The 19,171-nt window shown below is 69.1% G+C and carries 17 protein-coding genes; 5 read left to right on the top strand and 12 right to left on the bottom strand.

What is annotated here, in order from left to right; translation table 11 throughout:
* Window positions 1-20 precede the first annotated feature (20 nt).
* Window positions 21-461: an Lrp/AsnC family transcriptional regulator gene (locus ACFQY2_RS07715; RefSeq protein WP_378745153.1), complete on the bottom strand. Its 441-nt coding sequence runs from the start codon at window positions 459-461 to the stop codon at window positions 21-23.
* Between the two features lie 72 nt (window positions 462-533).
* On the opposite strand from ACFQY2_RS07715, the gene ACFQY2_RS07710 reads away from it, so the two are divergent.
* Both ACFQY2_RS07710 and ACFQY2_RS07705 read left to right on the top strand, forming a co-directional pair.
* Window positions 534-1,982: a DUF6421 family protein gene (locus ACFQY2_RS07710; protein ID WP_378745152.1), complete on the top strand. Its 1,449-nt coding sequence runs from the start codon at window positions 534-536 to the stop codon at window positions 1,980-1,982.
* Window positions 1,983-2,124: 142 nt separating this feature from the next.
* On the top strand, window positions 2,125-2,766 hold the full coding sequence (locus ACFQY2_RS07705) for an SDR family NAD(P)-dependent oxidoreductase (protein WP_378745151.1): 642 nt from the start codon (window positions 2,125-2,127) through the stop codon (window positions 2,764-2,766).
* Between the two features lie 6 nt (window positions 2,767-2,772).
* Here ACFQY2_RS07705 and ACFQY2_RS07700 read toward each other — a convergent pair whose 3' ends face one another.
* Window positions 2,773-4,215, bottom strand: a complete 1,443-nt coding sequence (locus ACFQY2_RS07700; RefSeq protein WP_378745150.1) for an MFS transporter — start codon at window positions 4,213-4,215, stop codon at window positions 2,773-2,775.
* Window positions 4,216-4,296: 81 nt separating this feature from the next.
* Here ACFQY2_RS07700 and ACFQY2_RS07695 point away from each other — a divergent pair, with 81 nt between their 5' ends.
* Window positions 4,297-5,364, top strand: coding sequence for a threonine aldolase family protein (locus tag ACFQY2_RS07695; protein ID WP_378745149.1), 1,068 nt, complete (start codon window positions 4,297-4,299; stop codon window positions 5,362-5,364).
* 100 nt (window positions 5,365-5,464) lie between these two features.
* Here the strand turns inward: ACFQY2_RS07695 and ACFQY2_RS07690 are convergent, their stop codons facing one another.
* The 10 genes from ACFQY2_RS07690 to ACFQY2_RS07645 all read right to left on the bottom strand — a co-directional run bounded on the left by ACFQY2_RS07690 (window position 5,465) and on the right by ACFQY2_RS07645 (window position 16,455).
* Window positions 5,465-6,862, bottom strand: a complete 1,398-nt coding sequence (locus ACFQY2_RS07690) for an MFS transporter (RefSeq protein WP_378745148.1) — start codon at window positions 6,860-6,862, stop codon at window positions 5,465-5,467.
* Between the two features lie 303 nt (window positions 6,863-7,165).
* Window positions 7,166-7,936 (bottom strand): SDR family NAD(P)-dependent oxidoreductase, encoded by a 771-nt coding sequence (locus tag ACFQY2_RS07685; RefSeq protein WP_378745147.1) that lies wholly within the window; start codon window positions 7,934-7,936, stop codon window positions 7,166-7,168.
* Window positions 7,937-7,947: 11 nt separating this feature from the next.
* Window positions 7,948-8,919, bottom strand: coding sequence for a 3-hydroxyacyl-CoA dehydrogenase family protein (locus ACFQY2_RS07680; protein WP_378745146.1), 972 nt, complete (start codon window positions 8,917-8,919; stop codon window positions 7,948-7,950).
* A gap of 22 nt (window positions 8,920-8,941) precedes the next feature.
* Window positions 8,942-9,940, bottom strand: coding sequence for a sugar phosphate isomerase/epimerase family protein (locus ACFQY2_RS07675; protein WP_378745145.1), 999 nt, complete (start codon window positions 9,938-9,940; stop codon window positions 8,942-8,944).
* A gap of 191 nt (window positions 9,941-10,131) precedes the next feature.
* The gene (locus ACFQY2_RS07670; RefSeq protein WP_378745144.1) at window positions 10,132-10,848 is read right to left on the bottom strand and encodes a GntR family transcriptional regulator; all 717 of its coding nucleotides are present in this window, start codon (window positions 10,846-10,848) and stop codon (window positions 10,132-10,134) included.
* A gap of 36 nt (window positions 10,849-10,884) precedes the next feature.
* The gene (locus ACFQY2_RS07665; protein WP_378745143.1) at window positions 10,885-11,631 is read right to left on the bottom strand and encodes a triose-phosphate isomerase family protein; all 747 of its coding nucleotides are present in this window, start codon (window positions 11,629-11,631) and stop codon (window positions 10,885-10,887) included.
* A 10-nt stretch (window positions 11,632-11,641) separates the two neighbouring features.
* Window positions 11,642-12,097 (bottom strand): ribose-5-phosphate isomerase, encoded by a 456-nt coding sequence (locus ACFQY2_RS07660; protein ID WP_378745142.1) that lies wholly within the window; start codon window positions 12,095-12,097, stop codon window positions 11,642-11,644.
* 1 nt (window position 12,098) lies between these two features.
* The gene (locus ACFQY2_RS07655; protein WP_378745141.1) at window positions 12,099-13,820 is read right to left on the bottom strand and encodes a dihydroxyacetone kinase family protein; all 1,722 of its coding nucleotides are present in this window, start codon (window positions 13,818-13,820) and stop codon (window positions 12,099-12,101) included.
* Between the two features lie 90 nt (window positions 13,821-13,910).
* Window positions 13,911-15,824, bottom strand: coding sequence for a M3 family metallopeptidase (locus tag ACFQY2_RS07650; RefSeq protein WP_378745140.1), 1,914 nt, complete (start codon window positions 15,822-15,824; stop codon window positions 13,911-13,913).
* Between the two features lie 43 nt (window positions 15,825-15,867).
* The gene (locus ACFQY2_RS07645) at window positions 15,868-16,455 is read right to left on the bottom strand and encodes an NUDIX hydrolase family protein (RefSeq protein WP_378745139.1); all 588 of its coding nucleotides are present in this window, start codon (window positions 16,453-16,455) and stop codon (window positions 15,868-15,870) included.
* A 69-nt stretch (window positions 16,456-16,524) separates the two neighbouring features.
* On the opposite strand from ACFQY2_RS07645, the gene ACFQY2_RS07640 reads away from it, so the two are divergent.
* Both ACFQY2_RS07640 and ACFQY2_RS07635 read left to right on the top strand, forming a co-directional pair.
* A complete protein-coding gene (locus ACFQY2_RS07640; RefSeq protein ID WP_378745138.1) occupies window positions 16,525-17,175 on the top strand; it encodes an alpha/beta hydrolase in 651 nt (216 codons plus the stop codon).
* 336 nt (window positions 17,176-17,511) lie between these two features.
* The gene (locus tag ACFQY2_RS07635) at window positions 17,512-19,170 is read left to right on the top strand and encodes an ABC-F family ATP-binding cassette domain-containing protein (protein WP_378745137.1); all 1,659 of its coding nucleotides are present in this window, start codon (window positions 17,512-17,514) and stop codon (window positions 19,168-19,170) included.
* Window position 19,171 lies beyond the last annotated feature (1 nt).

Genomic DNA, 19,171 nt, shown 5'->3' with positions numbered 1-19,171 from the left:
GACGGCACGCCCGTGTCCGTTCAGATGATCGGACGACGCTCGTAGTAGGTCTGCAGGACGACGGTGGTGTGGGTGCGGACATTCGCCGTCAGGCGGATGTCGTTCACCAGCTGCTCCAGCGCCCGCGGCGTCGCGACGCGGACGAACAGCATGTAGGCGGCCTCCCCGGCGATCGAATGGCAGGCCTCGATCGCACTGAGGTGCTCGAGCAGCTCCGGGGCGTTGTCGGGCTGGGCGGGGTCCAGCGGCGTGATCTCGACGAACGCCGACAGGGGCACGCCGACCTCCTCCGGATCCAGCACCGCCTGGTATCCGGTGATGACGCCGCGACTCTCGAGTCGCTTCAGTCTCGACTGGACGGCGGACGTCGACAGCCCGACCATCTCGGAGAGCTGCGCGAGGGTCGCCCGGCCGTCTCGAGCGATCTCGGCGAGAAGCGTGTGGTCGACAGAGTCATCCATACATGGAAGAATATCGGCTGAATCCGTATTTGACCGGATTATTTCCACTCTTCCTCGCGATCGGAGGTTCCGATGTCCAGCATCACCACCCACGCCCCTGCCATCATCGGCGAGCCGGAGGTCGTCGAGGATGCCCGGCCCCTGAGCCTGTCGAAGGGCGTCGAGACGAGTGCCGCATGGATGCAGCTGAAGAACGCCGCGATCGCGCTGCGCCCGCTGCAGGTCAAGGACGGCTCCGTCCCCGAGGAGGCCGACCGCGAGGCGGCCTCGCAGCATGTCGCCGCGATCATCGCCGGCATCCGCGCCCTCTCCCCCGCCTTCCCGCACGACGCGGAGTACCTCGACGCACTCGTGGTCGACTTCCAGCGCTGGGCCGACGGCGGTTTCGCCGAGCCCGACTTCCTCGACTCGCTGATGGCTTTCCAGCCCCAACAGCACCGCGTCGACGGCATCCGTCACCTCGTCGTGTTCCCGATGTACACCCAGAACGGCTCCAGTGAGCGCCTGGTCGAGGCCCTCATCGTCGAGACGATCTGGCCGGAGTTCATCGCCGAGCTCGAGGCCGGCGACTACGGCAACAAGCTGTTCGTCTCGCTGCGCCTGGTCGACTTCACGCCCGGCTACGACACGAACTCGGCGGTGCTGTTCCCCGAGACCGTCGCGATGCGCGAGATCCCCTCGTTCACCTGGGGCGCGATCTTCCAGGACCGCGAGGCCGCCCGCTACCGCCGCGTCGTGCGCGCCGCATCCGAGATCACCAACCTCGAGCTGCCCGAGCGCGCCGCGAACATGCTCGACGACCAGAGCGTCACCGAGAAGACGTTCGTGATGTGGGACATCATCCACGACCGCACCCACATGCGCGGCGACCTGCCCTTCGACCCGTTCATGATCAAGCAGCGGATGCCGTTCTTCCTGTACTCCCTCGAGGAGATGCGGTGCGACATGACGGCGTTCCGCGAGTCGGTGAAGATCGAGCGCGCCTTCGACGCACGCATCGCCGCCGGTGAGCAGCTCACCCAGACCGAGCAGGAGATGCACGAGTACGCGCATCTGGTGCAGTACGCGGTGATCTTCGACCGCATCTTCCGCTTCGCGATCACCGGCACCCGCACGCGCAACTACGACGCCGTCGGGGGTCAGCTGCTGTTCGCGTGGCTGCACCAGCGCGGCGTGCTGCACTGGACCGACACGGCGCTCGCCTTCGACTGGGACAACGTGCCGGATGCCGTCGTGGCGCTCGGCGACGCCATCGACGACCTGTACTGGCATTCGATCGACCGCCCCAAGGTCGCGCACTGGCTCGCCGCGTACGAGCTGGTCCGCGGCACTCTCACCCCGCACCCCGCCTCGCAGTGGGCGCGCGGCCTGTCGGATGAGATCCTCGCCGGCGCCCCGAAGGGCTATACCGACGCCGTGATGGACGACGAGTTCCCGCTGTCGATGTTCTTCGAGACGCTGCACAAGAAGATGAAGCCGGTCATCGAGTCCACGGTCGGCATCCGCGGCTCCGACGTGTAGCCGGCGCCGGCGACGGCCCGGCGGACCCGATCTGCTGACTCCGTCCCGATCCGCGGACCTTCCGTGCCGGTTCGTCCGCGGATCGGGACTTCATCGGCTGATCGGGTCAGTGTGGAGGGTCAGTGTGGAGAATGGAGAGATCATGACGACATCCGGACGCACCGTCCTCCTCGCCGGGGCGACCAGCGCCGCCGGTCTGGCCACGGCGCGCGCCCTCATCGGCGCCGGTTCCCGCGTGATCGCGACCGGCCGGTCCGCCGATCGGCTGGCAGCACTGGCGGATGCCGGCGCGCAGACGGCGGTGGCGGACGCCACCTCCTTGGCGGAGATGTCAGCCCTCGCCGATCGGATCGGCGCGGTCGACGCGGTGATCCCGCTCGTCGGCGGATGGCGCGGCGGCGGCGGGCTCGCCGGGCAGAGCGACGAGGACCTCCAGGCCCTGTTGCCGGCCTTCCAGGCCGTGCGGGCGACGAGCCGTGCCTTCGACGCGGCGATCAGGGCATCGGATGCCGGTCGCTTCGCGATCGTGTCATCGACCGCCGTCCTCCGGCCGCTCGCCGGAGGCGCGAACTACGCCAGCATGAAGGCCGCCAGTGAGGCGTGGGCGCGCGCCGTGGCCCAGGGCTACGCCAAGGCCGCCCGGAGCGCCGACGCACCGCTGCTGGCGGCATCCGTCGTCTTCCGCGCGGATGGCGCCCTCGACGCCGAGGCCCTCGCCCGGGCGGTCGTGTCGCTCTGGGACTCGGATGCCGCGGAGCTGAACGACCGGATCATGGTGCTCTGACCTGCCTCAGCGGTCCGGCTCCCGCTCGTCGCCTCCGGAGGGCGCCGGCCCGTCGATCAGGCCGCCGCGAGCCGTCAGCGGTGTCTCATCAGCCGCCAGTGCCAGCGCCGACGAGCCGGATTCCTCGACGGGTTGGGCCTGCGCGCCTTCCTCCGGTGTGATCTGCGCATATGTCGTACTCAGTCGGCGATAGGCGCTCGTCGTGAAGGCGACCAGAGCGAGGGCGATGACGGCGAGCCCGGCGAAGACGAAGATCAGCGCGATGCCGCGGGCCTGACCGCCACCGACCAGCCAGCCCCACGTCGCTCGTCCGTCGGCGGACTCCGCGTAGGGAATGATCAGGTACTGCGCCAGCGGCGCGATCAGGAATGCCGTGATGGGCGCGGCCGACGCCTCCATCGCAGACGCGAAACCGAACACCCGGCCCTGCCTGCGGTAGGGCACCACCTTCTGGATGACGGTCTGCTCGGCCGCTTCGATCGCAGGCACGAATGCCATGTACAGCCACATACCGGCGACGAACAGCGGCCACCAGTCCCGGATGGCGAAGAACGTGCCCACCAGCCCCATCCCCACCACGAGCAGCAGCATGGTGCGCAGCGGATTGCGCCCCAACCCGCGCGAGGACACGACGATCCCCCCGATGAGGAACCCCGTGGACGCCACTCCCAGCGCGATCCCCCACAGCTGCACCGACATGAGCTCGAGCCCGTACGGATCCATCAGGGCCATGTAGACGCCGCCGATGAGGTTGTTGAACATCGAGAAGAACAGCAGTGCGAACAACGCCGGCACCGCACGGATCGCGCGGATGCTGCCGCCCAGGTCCATGGCGGAGGGCGCATGAGGATCCCGCTGGGGGCGCTCCTCGGGGATGCGGACGAACAGGATGTGCACCAGCGAGACCAGCGTGAGCGCCACCGCGATCATCAGCGTGCCACCCATCCCCAAGAATCCCACCGACAGCCCGCTGAACACACTCGTGACGAGGAACGCCAGGCCCTGCACGGTGCCCACCATGCCATTGGCGTTGGCATGCCGTTCGACCGGCACCAGCAGGGTGACCGTGGTGGAGAGTGCGATGTTGCGCATCTGCTCGACCACCGCGCCGAGCAGGATGATTCCCGCGAACAGCCAGAACCACGGTCCTCCCAAGTCCAGCAGCGCGCGCACCGGCTGCGACAGGAAGAGCAGCCAGGAAGCCAGGAACGCCACCGCCGTGACGGCGCTGGAGAACACGAACACGGCCCGCTTGCGATGGCGGTCGACAAGGGTGCCGAACAGGATCGAGAAGATCGCGATGAGCAGCATGTACGCGCCGCCGATGATGCCGGTGGCCATCACGTTCTTCGTCTCGAGATAGACCCAGAACGTCAGCGCGAACCACAGGAAACTGGTGGTGACATTGGCCACCATCGTGTTCGCGAGCACCTGCAGGAACGTGCGCATGAGGAGAGGGTAGGCGGCGCCGCCGACATCCGACAGAGCTGCCAGGATTTCACGACGGATGCTCCCCCGTAGAGTTGTGAAGTGAGCACTCTGCATGACACCGCCGTGCGCGGCTTCGCATCCGACAACTACTCCGGCATCCACCCCGAGGTGCTTGCGGCCATCTCGGCCGCGAACGAGGGCCACCAGGTGGCGTACGGCGAGGATCTGTACACCCAGCGGCTGCAGGAGGTCTTCACCCGGCACTTCGGCGAGGCGGTGCGGGCGTTCCCCGTGTTCAACGGCACCGGCGCGAACGTCACCGCCCTGCAGTCGATGCTGCCGCGCTGGGGTGCGGTGATCTCGGCATCCACTGCGCACATCAACGTCGACGAGGGCGGCGCGCCCGAGCGCATCGGCGGGTTCAAGCTGCTGACCGTCGACACCCGCGACGGCAAGTTGACCCCCGAGCTGGTCGACCGCGAGGCGTGGGGCTGGGGTGACGAGCACCGCGCCCAGCCGCTTGTCGTCTCGATCACGCAGTCCACCGAGCTCGGCACCCTCTACACGGTCGAGGAGATCAGAGCTCTCGCCGACCACGCGCACGAGCGCGGCATGAAGCTGCACATGGACGGAGCGCGCATCTCCAACGCCGCCGCCGCGCTCGATGCGCCGCTGCGCGCCTTCACCCGCGACGCGGGCGTGGACGTGCTCAGCTTCGGCGGTACGAAGAACGGCGCCATGCTCGGCGAGGCGATCGTCGTGCTGAACCCGGAAGCCTCGGACGGGCTGATCTACAGCCGCAAGTACAACATGCAGCTGTCGTCGAAGATGCGGTTCGTCTCGGCTCAGCTGATCGCGCTGCTCGAAGGCGATCTGTGGCTGCGCAACGCGCGCCACTCGAATGCGATGGCCCAGCGGCTGCGCAGCGCGGTCGAGACGGGTCTCGCCGACGGCAGCATCCGCGGGGTCGGGTTCACGCAGCCCACCCAGTCCAACGGAGTCTTCGCGACGCTTCCCGACGGTGTCGCCGACCGGTTGCGCGAGAGCTTCCGCTTCTACGACTGGGATGCATCGCGCAATGAGGTCCGCTGGATGTGCAGCTTCGACACCGAGGAGTCCGATGTGGACGCCTTCGTCGCCGAGCTGGCCCGCCTGACGACCACCTGACCCTGTCCCGGCCCTCCCTCTCACCCCATTCCCGTGGAGAGCACGGGGCGACGTGGGAGAAGGGGGGCGTGCGGTCGCACGCGCCCCTTCTCCTGAGACGTCAGTGAGCGAGAACCGCCTCGTCGTCCACCAGCAGGGCGTCGGCCTTGGCGCTGAAGAACCGCGTGGCCCACATCATGATCGCGGCGAGGAAGGCGAACACCCCCAGCGAGACGACGCCCCAGGCGCCGCTCTCGGTCGGGACGGCCTCGTTGAACCCGTTGCGCATGATCGGCGCGACGAACCCGCCGAGGTTGCCCAGGGAGTTGATCAGACCGATGCCGGTCGCGGCCGCCGCGCCGGTGAGGAACGAGGTCGGGAACGACCAGGTGATCGGTCCGACCGACAGGAATGCGGCCACGGCGACCGTGATCGCGACGATGCCCAGAAGCCCTTGCGTGTTCGCCCCTGCCCAGGCGGAGACGAAGATCGCGAGCCCCGTGACGATGAAGAACAGCGCACCCCAGATGCGGCGGCGGCGGATGGTGGTGGCGTGCTTGCCCACGTAATAGCAGGCGAACAGCCCGACGGCCCACGGGATCGCGGAGACCAGACCGACCTGCCAGCCGACCTCCTCGCCGATGAGCGCCGAGACCTGCTGCGGCAGATAGAAGGTGGTGCCGTAGACGGCGATCTGCAGGCAGAAGTAGATGATGGTGAAGTACCACACCTTCCAGCTCACCAGTGCGGCGCCGATGCCGGTGGGACCGTCGGACTTCTTGATGGAGTCCTCGTGGTCCATGACCTTCTTCATCGCGGCCTTCTCCTCTTTCGTGAGGAACTTGGCCTTCTGAGGCGAGTCGACGAGGAAGAACAGTGCGGCGATGCCGGCGAGGACGGCCAGCATGCCCTCCACGAAGAACATCACCTGCCAGCCGCCCCAGGGGGTGACCTGGTCGCCGAAGCTGACCAGACCGCCGGACAGCGGCGCGCCGAGCATCTGCGAGAACGGCTGGGCCAGGTAGAACAGAGCGAACATCTGCACGCGTCGCTTGTTGGGGAACCACTGCGCGAGGAACATGATCACGCCCGGGAACAGTCCGGCCTCGGTCACGCCGAGCAGGAAGCGCAGGGCGATGAACATCGTCTCGCCGTTGACGAACGAGAACGCCGCCGCCACGATCCCCCAGGTGATGGCGATGCGGGCCAGCCAGAAGCGGGCGCCGAACTTGTCCAACAGGAGGTTGGAGGGAATCTCGAACAGGGCGTACCCGATGAAGAAGATGCCTGCGCCGAGCGCGTAGGCGCCGGCGGTGATGCCGCGGTCCACCTCCATCGCGGCCTCGGCGAAGCCCACGTTCGTGCGGTCGAGGAAGGCGATGAAGTACAGGATGATCAGCATCGGCATCAGCCGGAATGTGGCCTTGCGGATACCGCTGGTGAGGTGCGGATCGGTCAGCAGCCCCTGGGCCGCTGTGATGTTTGCACGTGTTGTCGCGCCGAACTTCGGTTGTGACATGACTCTCCTTTGAGCAGGGGTGGAGGTGATGGAACAAGGCCGGTGCGAATCGGGAAGGGCAGAGTGTGCGAATCGGGAAGGGCAGGGGGCCGATGCGAATCGGGATGGGCAGGGATGGTGCGAATCAGGAGACGCGGGTGGAGCGGGGTCGAAGGTGGACAGGGGGAACGGCGGGCCGGAGCGGGATCTCAGCCGCCCAGCGCCGGGATGATCAGCGCCAGGCCGACGGCCACGCAGACCACCCCGATGCCCAAGAAGATCAGGCGGCTCTTGGACCAGGAACGGGACATGTGGGTCTCCTCGTCAGTGCATGTAGAGTCCGCCGTCGACGTTCAGGGTCTGGCCCGTCACGAATCCGGCGTCCTCGCTGATCAGGTAGGCGACGGCGGCAGCGATGTCGATCGGCGTGCCGATCCGGGGAACCACACCGTCCGCCGCCATCGCGGCCTTGCGCTCCTCGGACAGCGTGCCGCCCATGATGTCCGTGTCGATCGGGCCGGGCGAGATCACATTGGCCGTGACGCCGAGCGGACCCAGTTCCCGGGCGATCGAGCGCATGAGACCGATGACGGCGGCCTTCGACGCCGAGTAGGGCGTCTTGGAGTACGTGCCGCCGCCGCGTTGAGCCGACACCGAGGAGATGCCGACCAGTCGCCCGACGCCGTTCCCGGCGAGCGTCCTCGCGACACGCTGGGTTACCCAGTGCACGCCGTCGAGGTTGATGGACTCGACACGGTGCCATTCCTCGGGGGTGACCTCGAGGTAGGGCACCGGCGACGAGACGCCGGCGAAGGTGACCAGGGCCACGATCTGCGGGAGGGCGGCCTCGAGTGCGTCGACGGCGGCGACGGCCTGGTCGCGATCGGCGACGTTCGCGCCGACCCCCAGAGCCTGCACGCCGTGGGCGTCGGCGACCTCTGCGGCGGTGCGGGCCGCAGCGTCCGCATCGACGTCGATGATGCCGACGTTCCACCCGCGCTCAGCGAGGTGGAAGGCGGTGCCTCGACCGATGCCGCGAGGGCTCGCGGCACCGGTCAGGATGACCGTCCGCCCGGCCGGGAACGGAGTCGCCACAGCGATGTCCTTCAGCCCGCTGCCGGGTGGATGGGGGCGGGACCGAGCTCGTCGATGAGTTTCTTCATCGCCACGTACGCCTTGTTGCGGTAGGCGATGAGCTCGGGAGTGCGCTCGGCGGGGACGTCGAGGAAGCCGGCCCCGGTCTTGGTGCCGAGCTTGCCCGCATCGACGAGATCGGAGAGCGCCTTCGGTGTCGCGAAGCGCTCGGGGAACTCGGTCTGCAGCGACGCGTAGCAGAACGCGTACACGTCGAGCCCTGCCATGTCGGCGATCGCGAACGGTCCGAAGAAGGGCAGGCGGAAGCCGAACGTCGTCCGCACGATCGTGTCGATGTCCTCCGCCGTCGCGACTCCGGCCTCGACCAACTGCGTCGCCTCGTGGAACAGCGCGTACTGCAGACGGTTGAGCACGAAGCCCGTGGCGTCCTTGACGCGCGCGGTCTCCTTGCCAGTCGCCGCGACGATCTTCTCGACGACCGGAAGGACCGCCTCGTCGGTCCCGGCGTGCGGGATCAGCTCGACGCCCGGAATGAACGGCGCAGGGTTCGAGAAGTGCACCCCGAGGAACCGGCCGGGGTTGGTGACCGCCTCGGCGAGCTTCTCGATGAGGATGGTGGAGGTGTTGCTGCCGATGACCGCATCGGGTGCCGCGGCCTCCGAGATGCGACGCAGCGTGGCGTGCTTGATCTCGATCTTCTCGGGCACCGCCTCCTCGATGAATGCGGCGCCGGCCACGGCGTCCTCGATGGTCGCCGCCGTCACGCGTTCGGCGATCGTCGCGGACGCGCCCTCCGGGAAGAGGCCGTCGGCGGTGAACTGCTCCGCCTCGGCGATGATCCGCTCGAGGTTGCTGCGGGCGATGTCGATGTCGACGTCGGCGATGCGCACGTCCGCACCGGACAGGGCGAGGGACTGGGCGATGCCGCCACCCATGTATCCGCTGCCCACGACGGCGTAGACGGGGCGTTCCTGCTGAGTCATTTCTGTCTCCTGTTCTGAGCGCTCAGGCGCTGACGGTCTCGGACGCGGCGGCGGCCCGCGGGGTGCGGTTGCCTTCTGCCGACACGGGCTCTTCGGGAAGCAGCGTGCGCAGGTAGTCGCGGTTGGTCGCGCAGACGCCCAGGCTGTCGCCGCCGTACTGCTCCATGAGGAACGGCCCGCGGAATCCGACTCGCACCGCCTCCGCGACCATGGCGCGGTAGTCGATCAGACCGAGCTGCATGCTGGTCGGCACCGAGGTCGCCCAGCTGCCGTCGCCGGCCTCGTCGCGGGTGTAGTTCTTCACGTGCCAGTAGTTGGCGTAGGGCAGGGTCTTCGCGTGCATCTCGCGCCAGTCCTCGATCGGACGGTGCAGCCGGATGAGGTTGGCGATGTCGGGGTTGAGCCCGACATTGTCCAGACCGATCTCCTCGACCAGCTGTACCGCGCTGTCCGCTGTGCCGAGGTAGGTGTCCTCGTACATCTCCAGCGCCATCGGCAGACCGACGGATGCCGCATGCTCTCCGAGCTCGCGCAGCCGACGGACGGCGAGGGCGCGGGTCTCCGCGTCGTCGGGGTCGACCGGACCCTGCACGGTCCAGAACCACAGCGCCTTGCGCTGGGCCTCGTTGAAGGGCTGGTGCAGACCTGTCGAGAAGACCTGCATGCCGAGCTCGGCCGCCGCATCGATGGCCTGGTGGGCGTATGCGAGGTTCTGCTCGCCTCTGCCGGGCTCGATGACGCTCTGACGCTGCACGTGCACCGACAGCAGCCGCACTCCGTGACTGTCGGCGATCGACTTCAGCTCGGCGCGTCGCGTGGGCGTCAGGTCGGAGGGACGGATGTGACTGTCGGCGATCTCGATCGCGTCGAACCCGAGACGCGCCACCTGACGGAACACCTCGTCCCACCGCTCCGGCGGCGCGTCGTGCAGACGAGTGCCGTCTGCGGCGACCGATGCGAAGCCGTGCATGCAGGTGGCGATCGGCCACGTGTCGGCGGTGAGTTCGGGCGTTGCGGTCATTGCGGCTCCATCGACGGGAAGGATTCGTCTGAATCTCGAATCTTCCTAGATCCTATAGGAAATAGCGAAAGACGCAAGAGGAGATTCCGAAACGAAGGTCCCGGAGCCGTCATCCCGACCCTCTCGGCGCCGGGCGACGGCATCCCCCGAGGGGTCGTGCACGCGGCGCTCGTCCGGCTCGAGAAGTGCGGTCAGCCCTTCTCGAGATCGAGGGAGCGCGCCCGCACCCCTTCGATGTGCAGACGCATCATCCGGGCCGGTTCCTCGGCGTCGTCCCCGAGGAAAGCGTCGCGGATCGCTTCGTGCTCGGCGATGGCCTCGCTGACGTCCGTCACGCCGTGCACCATGCTCTGCCGCATCCGGTGCAGCTGCGCCCCGAGCGACTCCGACATCTGCCGCAGATACCGGTTGCCGCAGTGACGGAAGACCACCTCGTGGAACGCGGCGTCTGCCGCGAAGTAGGCGGTGGTGAGCTCGACATCGTTGATGCCGGCGTGGATCGCCTCGATCACCCGCTCGCCGCTGAGTCGATGCTGGTCCTCCGCCTCGCGCAGCTCCTCGAGCATCCCGCTCCCGGCGGGCGTCGCCATCCTGGCCGCCTCGACCTCGAGCATGATGCGCGCATCGAACAGCTCACGCAGCTGTCCCGCACCCAGCGGAGGCGCGACGCGGTAGCCCTTGAGCGCTTCTCGGGTGACCAGCCCGGTGCGCTCCAGGTGCACCATGGCCTCGCGGACGGGGGTGGGCGACACATCCAGCTGGCGGGCGAGGGTGTCGATCGAGAGGCGCGCACCGGGCGCGACCTCACCGCTCAGCAGCAGCTGCAGGATGCGCTCGTAGACGCGGTCGCGAAGACCCCGACGCTCGATCGTCGAATCCCACCCGGGCCCTGTGCCCTCACCTGCCATCTGCTCTCCGTCGTCGTCTCGGTCCTTCGTCGCCCGTCACAGCGCGGCGACCTCATCCAGGATCGACCGCACCGCCCGCGGGTCGTGGGCGAAGCGGCCCAGGAAGAGGCCGTCGACGCTGTCCGCGACCTCCGCAATGGTTCCCGGTCCTGCACTACCACCGTAGATCACACGGGCCCTCAGACCGCGGAGATCCGCGTGAGCGCGAAGCCGATCGCAGACCCCCCGGATATGCGCTGCGGGCGCGGGAGTGGGGGCGCCGATCGCCCAGAGCGGCTCGTAGGCGATGATGATCTCGCTCACTTCTGCCGACGCTTCCGCGACAGCCAGCGCCGACTCCACCTGGGAGCTGCAGACCCGTGCCGCGGTTTCGTCGTCGACGTACTCCGCCTCACCGACGCACAGGATCGGTACCAGCCCCGCGCGCATCGCCGCCGCGGTCTTCGCCGCGACGACCTCGTCGGTGTCGCCGAACATCCGGCGCCGCTCCGCGTGCCCGACCTCGACGTATCGGCATCCGAGCTCCGCCAGGACCCCCGCCGAGACCTCGCCCGTGAACGCACCCGAATCGTGCTCGGAGACGTCCTGCGCCCCGACGGCGAGGCCCCCCGCCACATCGAGGCAGCCGGGGATCGACGGATACTGCGGGACCACGAACATCTCCACCTGCTCGCGCGCGGGGTGCCGCGCGAGCAGGTCGGCGACCTCGGTGGTCCACGTGATCGTCCGCGCGTGCGAGAAGTACATCTTCAGGCTCGCGCCGATCAGCATCCGCTTCGCCATGATCGCGTCGTCAGACGCCCTCGTAGGCGCAGATCTCGCGGACCTTCTCCGCGGATGCGCTCTGCGGGTCGAACGTGTAGGTCAGCCACTCGGCGGCCAGGCGCCGCGCCAGCTCGATGCCGACGACCCGCTGCCCCATGCACAGCACCTGCGCGTCATTGGAGAGCACGGAGCGCTCCACGCTGTACGAGTCGTGGGCGGTGACCGCACGGATGCCGGCGACCTTGTTCGCGGCGATCGCGACACCCAGTCCGGTGCCGCAGATGAGGACGGCGCGGTCGGCGTCACCGGCCGCGACCTTCTCCGCCGCGGTGGTCGCCACGGTCGGATAGTTGGTGTGGCCGTCCGCGTCGACGCCGACGTCGACGACGTCGGACACCAGCGGATTCTCCAGCAGGTCGGCCTTGATGCGCTCCTTGTAGTCGAAGCCGGCGTCGTCGGAGCCGATCACGAGTCGAAGTCCCATGTCAGTCATCCCCTTTCAGGATGTCGAGAACAGTGCGGGTGATGAGCGCGAAGGACACCGCGCCCGGGTCTGGGGTGCCGAGGCTCTTGTCGCCGTGCGAGCGGGCACGGCCGAGCTTGGCGGTGAGGGAGGCCGTCGCCTCGGCGGCCTCCGCGGCGACGGCGACGGCATCCGTCCACGCCTGCACGAGGTCTGCTCCGCCGCGCACCTGCTCGTCGAGATGATCGGCGAACGGCACGATCGCGTCGATCATCGTCTTGTCGCCGGGCTTGGCCTTGCCGAAGGACATCACGGCGTCCCTCATGCGCAGCACACCGATACGCACCTGCTCGGCGTCGATCGGCGCGGAATCGCCGAAGGACGCGCCCAGGGCCGCCAGCATCTCACCCCAGATCGCGCCCGAGGTGCCGCCGCCCTCGTCCGCCCACGCATCGGCCGCCCATTGCAGCACGCCGCGCGCACCGCCACCGAGTTCAGCCGCCTCCTGTGCTGCCGCCGCAGCCGCCCGGCTGCCCCGCTGCATCCCGATGCCGTGATCCCCGTCGCCGGCGATGCGGTCGATGCGACCGAGCTCGTCGGCTTCGGCATCCAGCATCCCCGCGACGGCCTGGAAGGCGCGCGCGAGGGCGACTCCGGCGTCGCGCGACTCGGCACTCGCCTCGCCGACGACCCGCTGCTCCTCGGCGACCTCGGTCCGCTCGACCTCGACGCGCCCCTCGACGGCTCCCCGCCGGAACGCGGGAGTGTCGCACGGGGCGAGCCAGAGCCGCTCGAGCTCGTCGTCGAGCCACAGCAGCGTCAACGAGGCGCCCGCCATGTCGAAGCTCGTGCAGAACTCCCCGACCTCCGGAGAGACGACGGTGAGACCGGCCTCCTGGAGCAATCGGTGCACGCTGGCGTAGACGACGTACAGCTCCTCGTACTTGACGTTGCCGAGACCGTTGAGGATGGGCACGACGCGGGCGCCCTCGCGGGAGACGCCATCGGGGATCTCCTCCAAGAGCGAGGAGACGAAGAGCTCGGCGAGACCCTGCGCCGAGGGGACGTCGACCTCGTCGATGCCGGGCTCGCCGTGGATGCCGAGGCCCACCGCCATCCGCCCCTCCGGGACGGTGAACAGCGGCTCCGAGGCTCCGGGCAGCGTGCAGCCGGCGAAGGCGACGCCCAGCGTCCGTGTGCGCGCATTGGCGAGGATCGCGAGGCGCTCCACCTCGTCGAGATCCGCGCCGGCCTCGGCGGCCGCTCCGGCGACCTTGAACACCACGAGATCGCCCGCGATGCCGCGACGCTTCTCGATCTCGTGCGCGGGAGCGCTGGAGATGTCATCGGTGACCGTGACGGTGCGGCAGTCGACGCCGGCGGCTCGCATGCGCTCCTGTGCCTGAGTGAAGTGCAGCACGTCGCCGGCGTAGTTCCCGTAGCTGAGCAGCACCCCCCGGCCTTCGTGCGCCGCAGTGGCGACCGAGTGGACCTGGTGCGCCGACGGCGAGGCGAAGAGGTTCCCCATCGCCGCGCCGTGGGCGAGTCCGGGTCCGACCAGGCCGGCGAAAGCCGGATAGTGGCCGCTTCCGCCGCCGATCACGACGGCGACGGTCGGCTCCGGCCCTCGGGTCGAACGCACCACTCCGCCGAAGACGGGGCGCACCCATCGGGCGGAGGCCAGCGCCAGGCCCTCCGCAGCTTCCTTGGCGAAGTCGCCCGGGTCGTTGTACAAGCGCGTCATCGCGGTCTCCTCCGTGCGCTCGGGGCGCCTTGTGGTGTTACCTGGTCCGCTTATCCTATAGGAAATTGGATCGATGCGCACCCGCACTCGTCAAGAGCTGTGCGCCCCCAGGAACTCCCGGTACGCGTCGACAGCGAAGGGGCGTCCGAGGAACGCCTCCACCAGGTCGGCAGCATCCCGACGTCCGCCGCGTTCGAGGATCTCGCGCCGGTAGCGGGAGGCGGATGACGGATCCATCAGACCCTGGAAGCCCGTGAGCAGGTCACGGGCGATCACGAGGCTCCATTGGTACGTGTAGTAGCAGGACCCGTACTCGGTCAGGTGGCCGAACGCCGCATAGGAGTGCGTGCCCGCGAGCTGCTCGACGGGCGTCGACACGGCGTACCAGTGGTCGGTCGCGGCGGCCAGATCGGCGGGACGGTCCTTGTGCAGGTGGTACGAGACGCGTGCGTGGCCGAGTTGGGTGCGCACGAGCAGCGCCCGTCCGAAGGCGTCCGCCCTCCGCATCCGCTCCACCAGCTCGGGCGGGATGGCCGCCCCCGAGTCATCGGTCGCGAAGGAGGCCAGCACATCGGCATCCCAGACCCATTCCTCCAGCATCTGGCTGGGCGCTTCGACGAAGTCCCACTCGGTGGCGACGCCCGCGAACGCGACCCACTCCTGGTCGCCGCCGAGGATCTCGTGCACCAGGTGGCCGAACTCGTGGAAGAACGTCTGCACCTGCCGATGCTCCATCAGCCCGCGGGAGAAGTTGCACACCAGCGCCGCCTCGGGCAGCACCCGCCCGCGCACTCCCGGCGCCAGCGGGAAGCAGGCGGCGTGATTGAACTTGCCGTCGCGGGGATGCAGGTCGAGATGGATGCGACCGACTCGCGCTCCTGCGCGGATCAGGTCGTACGAGCGCACGTCCTCGTGCCAGGAGGGCTCGGCGGCGACCACGTACTCGATGTCGAACAGCCGCCCGGTGGTGTCGAGCAGACCGGCGAGCACGCGCTCGAAATCGAGATGCCGGCGCACCTCCTGCGCGTCGACGGCGAAGCGCTCCTCGTGCAGCCGGGTGAGGAGGTAGGCCTGATCGGCCGAGGTGACGGCCTCGGCCTCGGGGATGTCCTGGCGGAGCCGCTCGAGCAGCAGCCCGTACTCGGCGTCGGACGCCGCGCGGGAGGCTTCGTCCACCTCGTCCAGGAACGCGGCGACACGCGCCGCGGAGCCGGCCATGCGGTTCTCCGTCTCGTAGTCGGACCAGGTCGCATACCCGAGCAGATCCGCCCGCTGCTGGCGCACCTCGAGCAGCTCGGCGAGCACGGGGTCGTTCGCCGGCCAGGCGAGGTCGGCGCGGGCGACCCGCAGTGCGATGCGGGTGTCGCGGTCGTGGGCGTAGCTCATCACGGCCGTCACATCGAGGGCATCCGTGCTCAGCCCGACCAGGCCGTCGTCGCCCACGGGATGCTGCTGGATGTAATCCTCGGGCAGACCGGCCAGCGCCTCCGGCGCCACCCGGATCTCGCGCCGACCCTCGCGGATGTTCCGCGCGAAGGCGAGACTGAGATCGCTGTCGCGGGCGGCGAGCTCCTGCGCGCGGGTGCGCGTGGCCTCGTCGCGGTCTGCACCACCCCGGCGGAAGTTCCGCAGCAGATGCTCCCGCACTCGTGCGGCGTCCGCGTCCAGACCCTGAGGATCGGTCCCGGCGAACACGGCCGCGAGCGCGGCGTCCGCCATCAATGCGGCGTCGACGGCCTGCGCGGCGGCGACGCCCTTCTCCGCGGCGGCGCGCACCTCGGGATCGGGATGCACCTCGCAGAGCAGATCGGACTCATTGCGCGCCCGGCGCAGGGCGATCTGCAGATCGTTCCACAGGGAGAGCGTCTCGAGCGTCGTGCGCGACGCGCCGTCCTTGAGCTGCTCTGCCAGCGAGCGGACGACGTCGAGCCGATCCGAGACGCGGGCGGCGACGAAGGCGAGCCAATCGCCGGAGGCTGAGGGGAAGACGATGCTGTCGGTCACCCGATGAGCCTACGCGCCGTTTCGGCGCGTCCCGCGGCGGCTGTCAGCGCAGCAGGCCGAGGTGCGCCAGGGCCATGCGGATCAGCGTGCCGCGCCCACCCTCCAGCTCGGCGGCCAGCGCATCGGACGCCGCCTCCTCGGGAGAGAACCACGTGACTTCGAGCGCGTCCTGGCGGGGTTCGCAGGTGCCGGTGACGGGTACGACGAACACCAGGGAGACCGCATGCTGCCGGTCGTCATCGAACGCGCTGACGCCGGGGATCGGGAAGTACTCCGCGACCGTGAACGGCGTGGGCGACACCGGCAGCAGGGGGAAGGCCATCGGCCCGAGGTCGTTCTCGATGTGGCGGAACAGCGCGTCGCGCACCGTCTCGCCGTAGCGCACCCGCCCCGACACGATGGTGCGGGTCATCTCGCCCAGCGGCGTCGAGCGCAGCAGCACCCCGATCGAGGTGACCTGGCCCGCTCCGTCCGTGACGACGGGAATCGCCTCGACGTACAGCATCGGCAGACGCCGACGGGCCTCTTCCAGTTCGACGTCGGACAGCCAGCCCGGGTTGTCGTCGGCCGCGGGCACCTCGTCGAACCCGAAGTCGTCGTCGGGGTCGGGATCAGGTGTGCGCACCGCCATGTGTCTGTTCTACCAGTCGATGGTGCATCCCACCGCTCGAAGCTCGGCGCGAGCAGGCAGGATGGGGACATGGATGCTGTGCTGACGCTCGATGACGGTCTGACGCTCTGGTCTCCTCAGGAGCGCGATGGGATGCCCCTGCTCGTGCTTCTGCACGGCTACGGCGCCGACGAGAACGACCTGTTCGGGCTCGTCCCGTACCTCCCGGACGGGCTGGCCGTGGCATCCGTGGCCGCACCGCTGGCACCGCCGTGGCCCATGCCGGGGCGTTCCTGGTACGCGATCGACTCGCTGACCACGCGCGATGCGGCGGGCGTCACCGGCGCCGCCGAAGCGCTGCTGCGCTGGCTCGCCACGGCCAGCGAGGCTGCACCGTCGGTCGCCCTGCTGGGCTTCTCGCAGGGTGCTGCGGTGTCACTGCAGGCCCTGCGCCTCGCCCCCGAGCGGATCGGTGCGGTCGTCGCGCTGAGCGGTTACGCCGCCCCCGGTGACCTGCCGAACGACGCGGTGCTCCAGGAGCAGAAGCCCCCGGTGTTCTGGGGCCGCGGCAGCCGCGACGACGTCATCCCGCCGAACCTGGTCGACCACACCGCGCAGTGGCTGCCCGCGCATTCCGAGCTGTCCGGCCGGGTCTACGCCGGTCTCACCCACTCCATCTCCGAGCAGGAGCTCGCCGACGTGCGCATCTTCCTGACGCAGTGGAAGGACTCGATCGGCTGAGCGGCCGGGCCCACCTGCCACCGCCCCGATCCGCGGACCCTTGCCCGATCCGCGGACGTCACCGCCGAATTCGTCGGCGGATCGGGACAGCCTCAGCGGATCGTGCGGGCCGGCAGGGCGACACGCCCGGGTTGCGCGCGCCGGACGGCACCGGCTACAGTCTCAGAGTCCTGTCCGCCGTGTCTGGAAGTCCTTTGATCTGAATCGTCCGCTCTCCGCGTCATCATCCACGCGCTGATCCGACGATCCTTCCGCTCCGGCATCTGTCTTTCCATGTCTTTCGCGACGTGACGTGACCGTCGGCATCCGCGCACCCGCACACTTCGGGAGTCGCTCATGTCGACACCTTCTCTTTCACCCGCCGTCATTCTCGACCGCCTCACCTTCACCTGGCCCGACGGCTCGGTCGCGCTCGATGCGGTCTCGGGCGCGTTCGGCTCGGGCCGCACGGGACTGGTCGGCCGCAACGGCGCCGGCAAGTCCACCCTGCTGCGCCTGATCGCGGGCGAACTCGCGCCCATTTCGGGCGGCATCACGGCGTCGGGAGACGTGGCGTACCTGCCGCAGCGCCTCACCCTCGACACCGACAGACGCGTCTCCGAGCTGCTCGGCATCGCGGGTCCGCTCGACGCAGTGCGCGCGATCGCGGACGGCGACGTCGATCCGGCGCACTTCGATGCCGTCGGCGACGACTGGGACATCGAGGCCAGGGCCGAGGCGTCGCTCGCCGAGGCGGGTCTGGATCCGACGTTCCTGGACCGCACGGTCGGCGAGTTGTCCGGTGGTGAGGCCGTGCTCGTCGCGATCGCCGGCATCCGCCTGCGGCGAGCGCCCGTCACCCTGCTCGACGAGCCGACGAACAATCTCGACCGTGACGCTCGGGCCCGGCTGTCGGAGATGGTGCGCGCGTGGAAGGGCGCACTCATCGTGGTCAGCCACGACATCGCACTGCTCGAGCTGATGGACGACACCGCGGAGCTGTACAGCAGCGCGCTGAGCGTGTTCGGCGGGCCGTACTCGCAGTGGCGGGAGTGGTTGGACGGCGAGCAGGACGCCGCCAGACAGGCCGAGCGCGATGCCGCTCAGGCGCTGAAGAAGGAGAAGCGGCAGCGTATCGAGGCCGAGACCAAGCTTGCGCACCGTGCGCAGGTGGGGCGCAAGGCGTTCGAGGAGAAACGGGTGCCGAAGATCATCGCGAACGGACGCAAGATGGCTGCGCAGGTGTCGGCCGGAAGGCTGCGCACGGAGGTGGCGGAGAAGGAGGACGCCGCACGGCGGGCGCTGGATGCCGCGGGGCATCGCGTGCGGGACGACGATTCGATGAAGATCGAGCTGCCCGACCCGGGAGTGTCGACTTCGCGCCGGATCCTGACGATCGGCGATGCCACCCGCTCCTGGATCGTCCAGGGACCGGAGCGGGTCGCGCTCATCGGACGCAACGGGGTCGGCAAGACGACGCTGCTGCGCCGGTTGATGGCCGAGGTCGTTCACAACTCCGGAGATCCGGGCGAGTCCGTGCCGGGTCGCGGCGACCTGGACCATCTGCAGCCGATTCTCCGGAATTCTGAACCGCACACCGACCGGATCGGGTATCTGTCGCAGCGCGTGGACGGGCTGGACGAGTCGGCATCCGTCGTCGCCAACATCGCTGCCGCTGCGCCGCATGTGCCGGACAAGGAGCTGCGCAATCGGCTCGCCCGGTTCCTGATCCGCGGTGCCACGATGGACCGTCCCGTCGGCGACCTCTCCGGTGGGGAGCGGTTCCGGGTGGCCCTGGCGAAGCTGCTGCTCGCCGATCCCGCACCGCACCTCGTGGTGCTCGACGAGCCGACCAACAACCTCGACCTGGACACCGTCGATCAGCTCGTCGAGGCACTGCGCGCATACCGGGGCGCGGTGCTCGTGGTGAGTCACGACGATGTGTTCCTGCACCGTCTCGATCTCGACCGCACCCTCGAGCTGACGGCGCAGGGGCAGCTCGCCGAGATCGTCTGAG

This window comes from Microbacterium sp. GCM10027623 (assembly GCF_042666935.1).
Lineage (GTDB): Bacteria > Actinomycetota > Actinomycetes > Actinomycetales > Microbacteriaceae > Microbacterium.
Note: the sequence above shows the minus strand (reverse complement) of the source record. Positions and strands in the feature narration are given on the sequence as shown.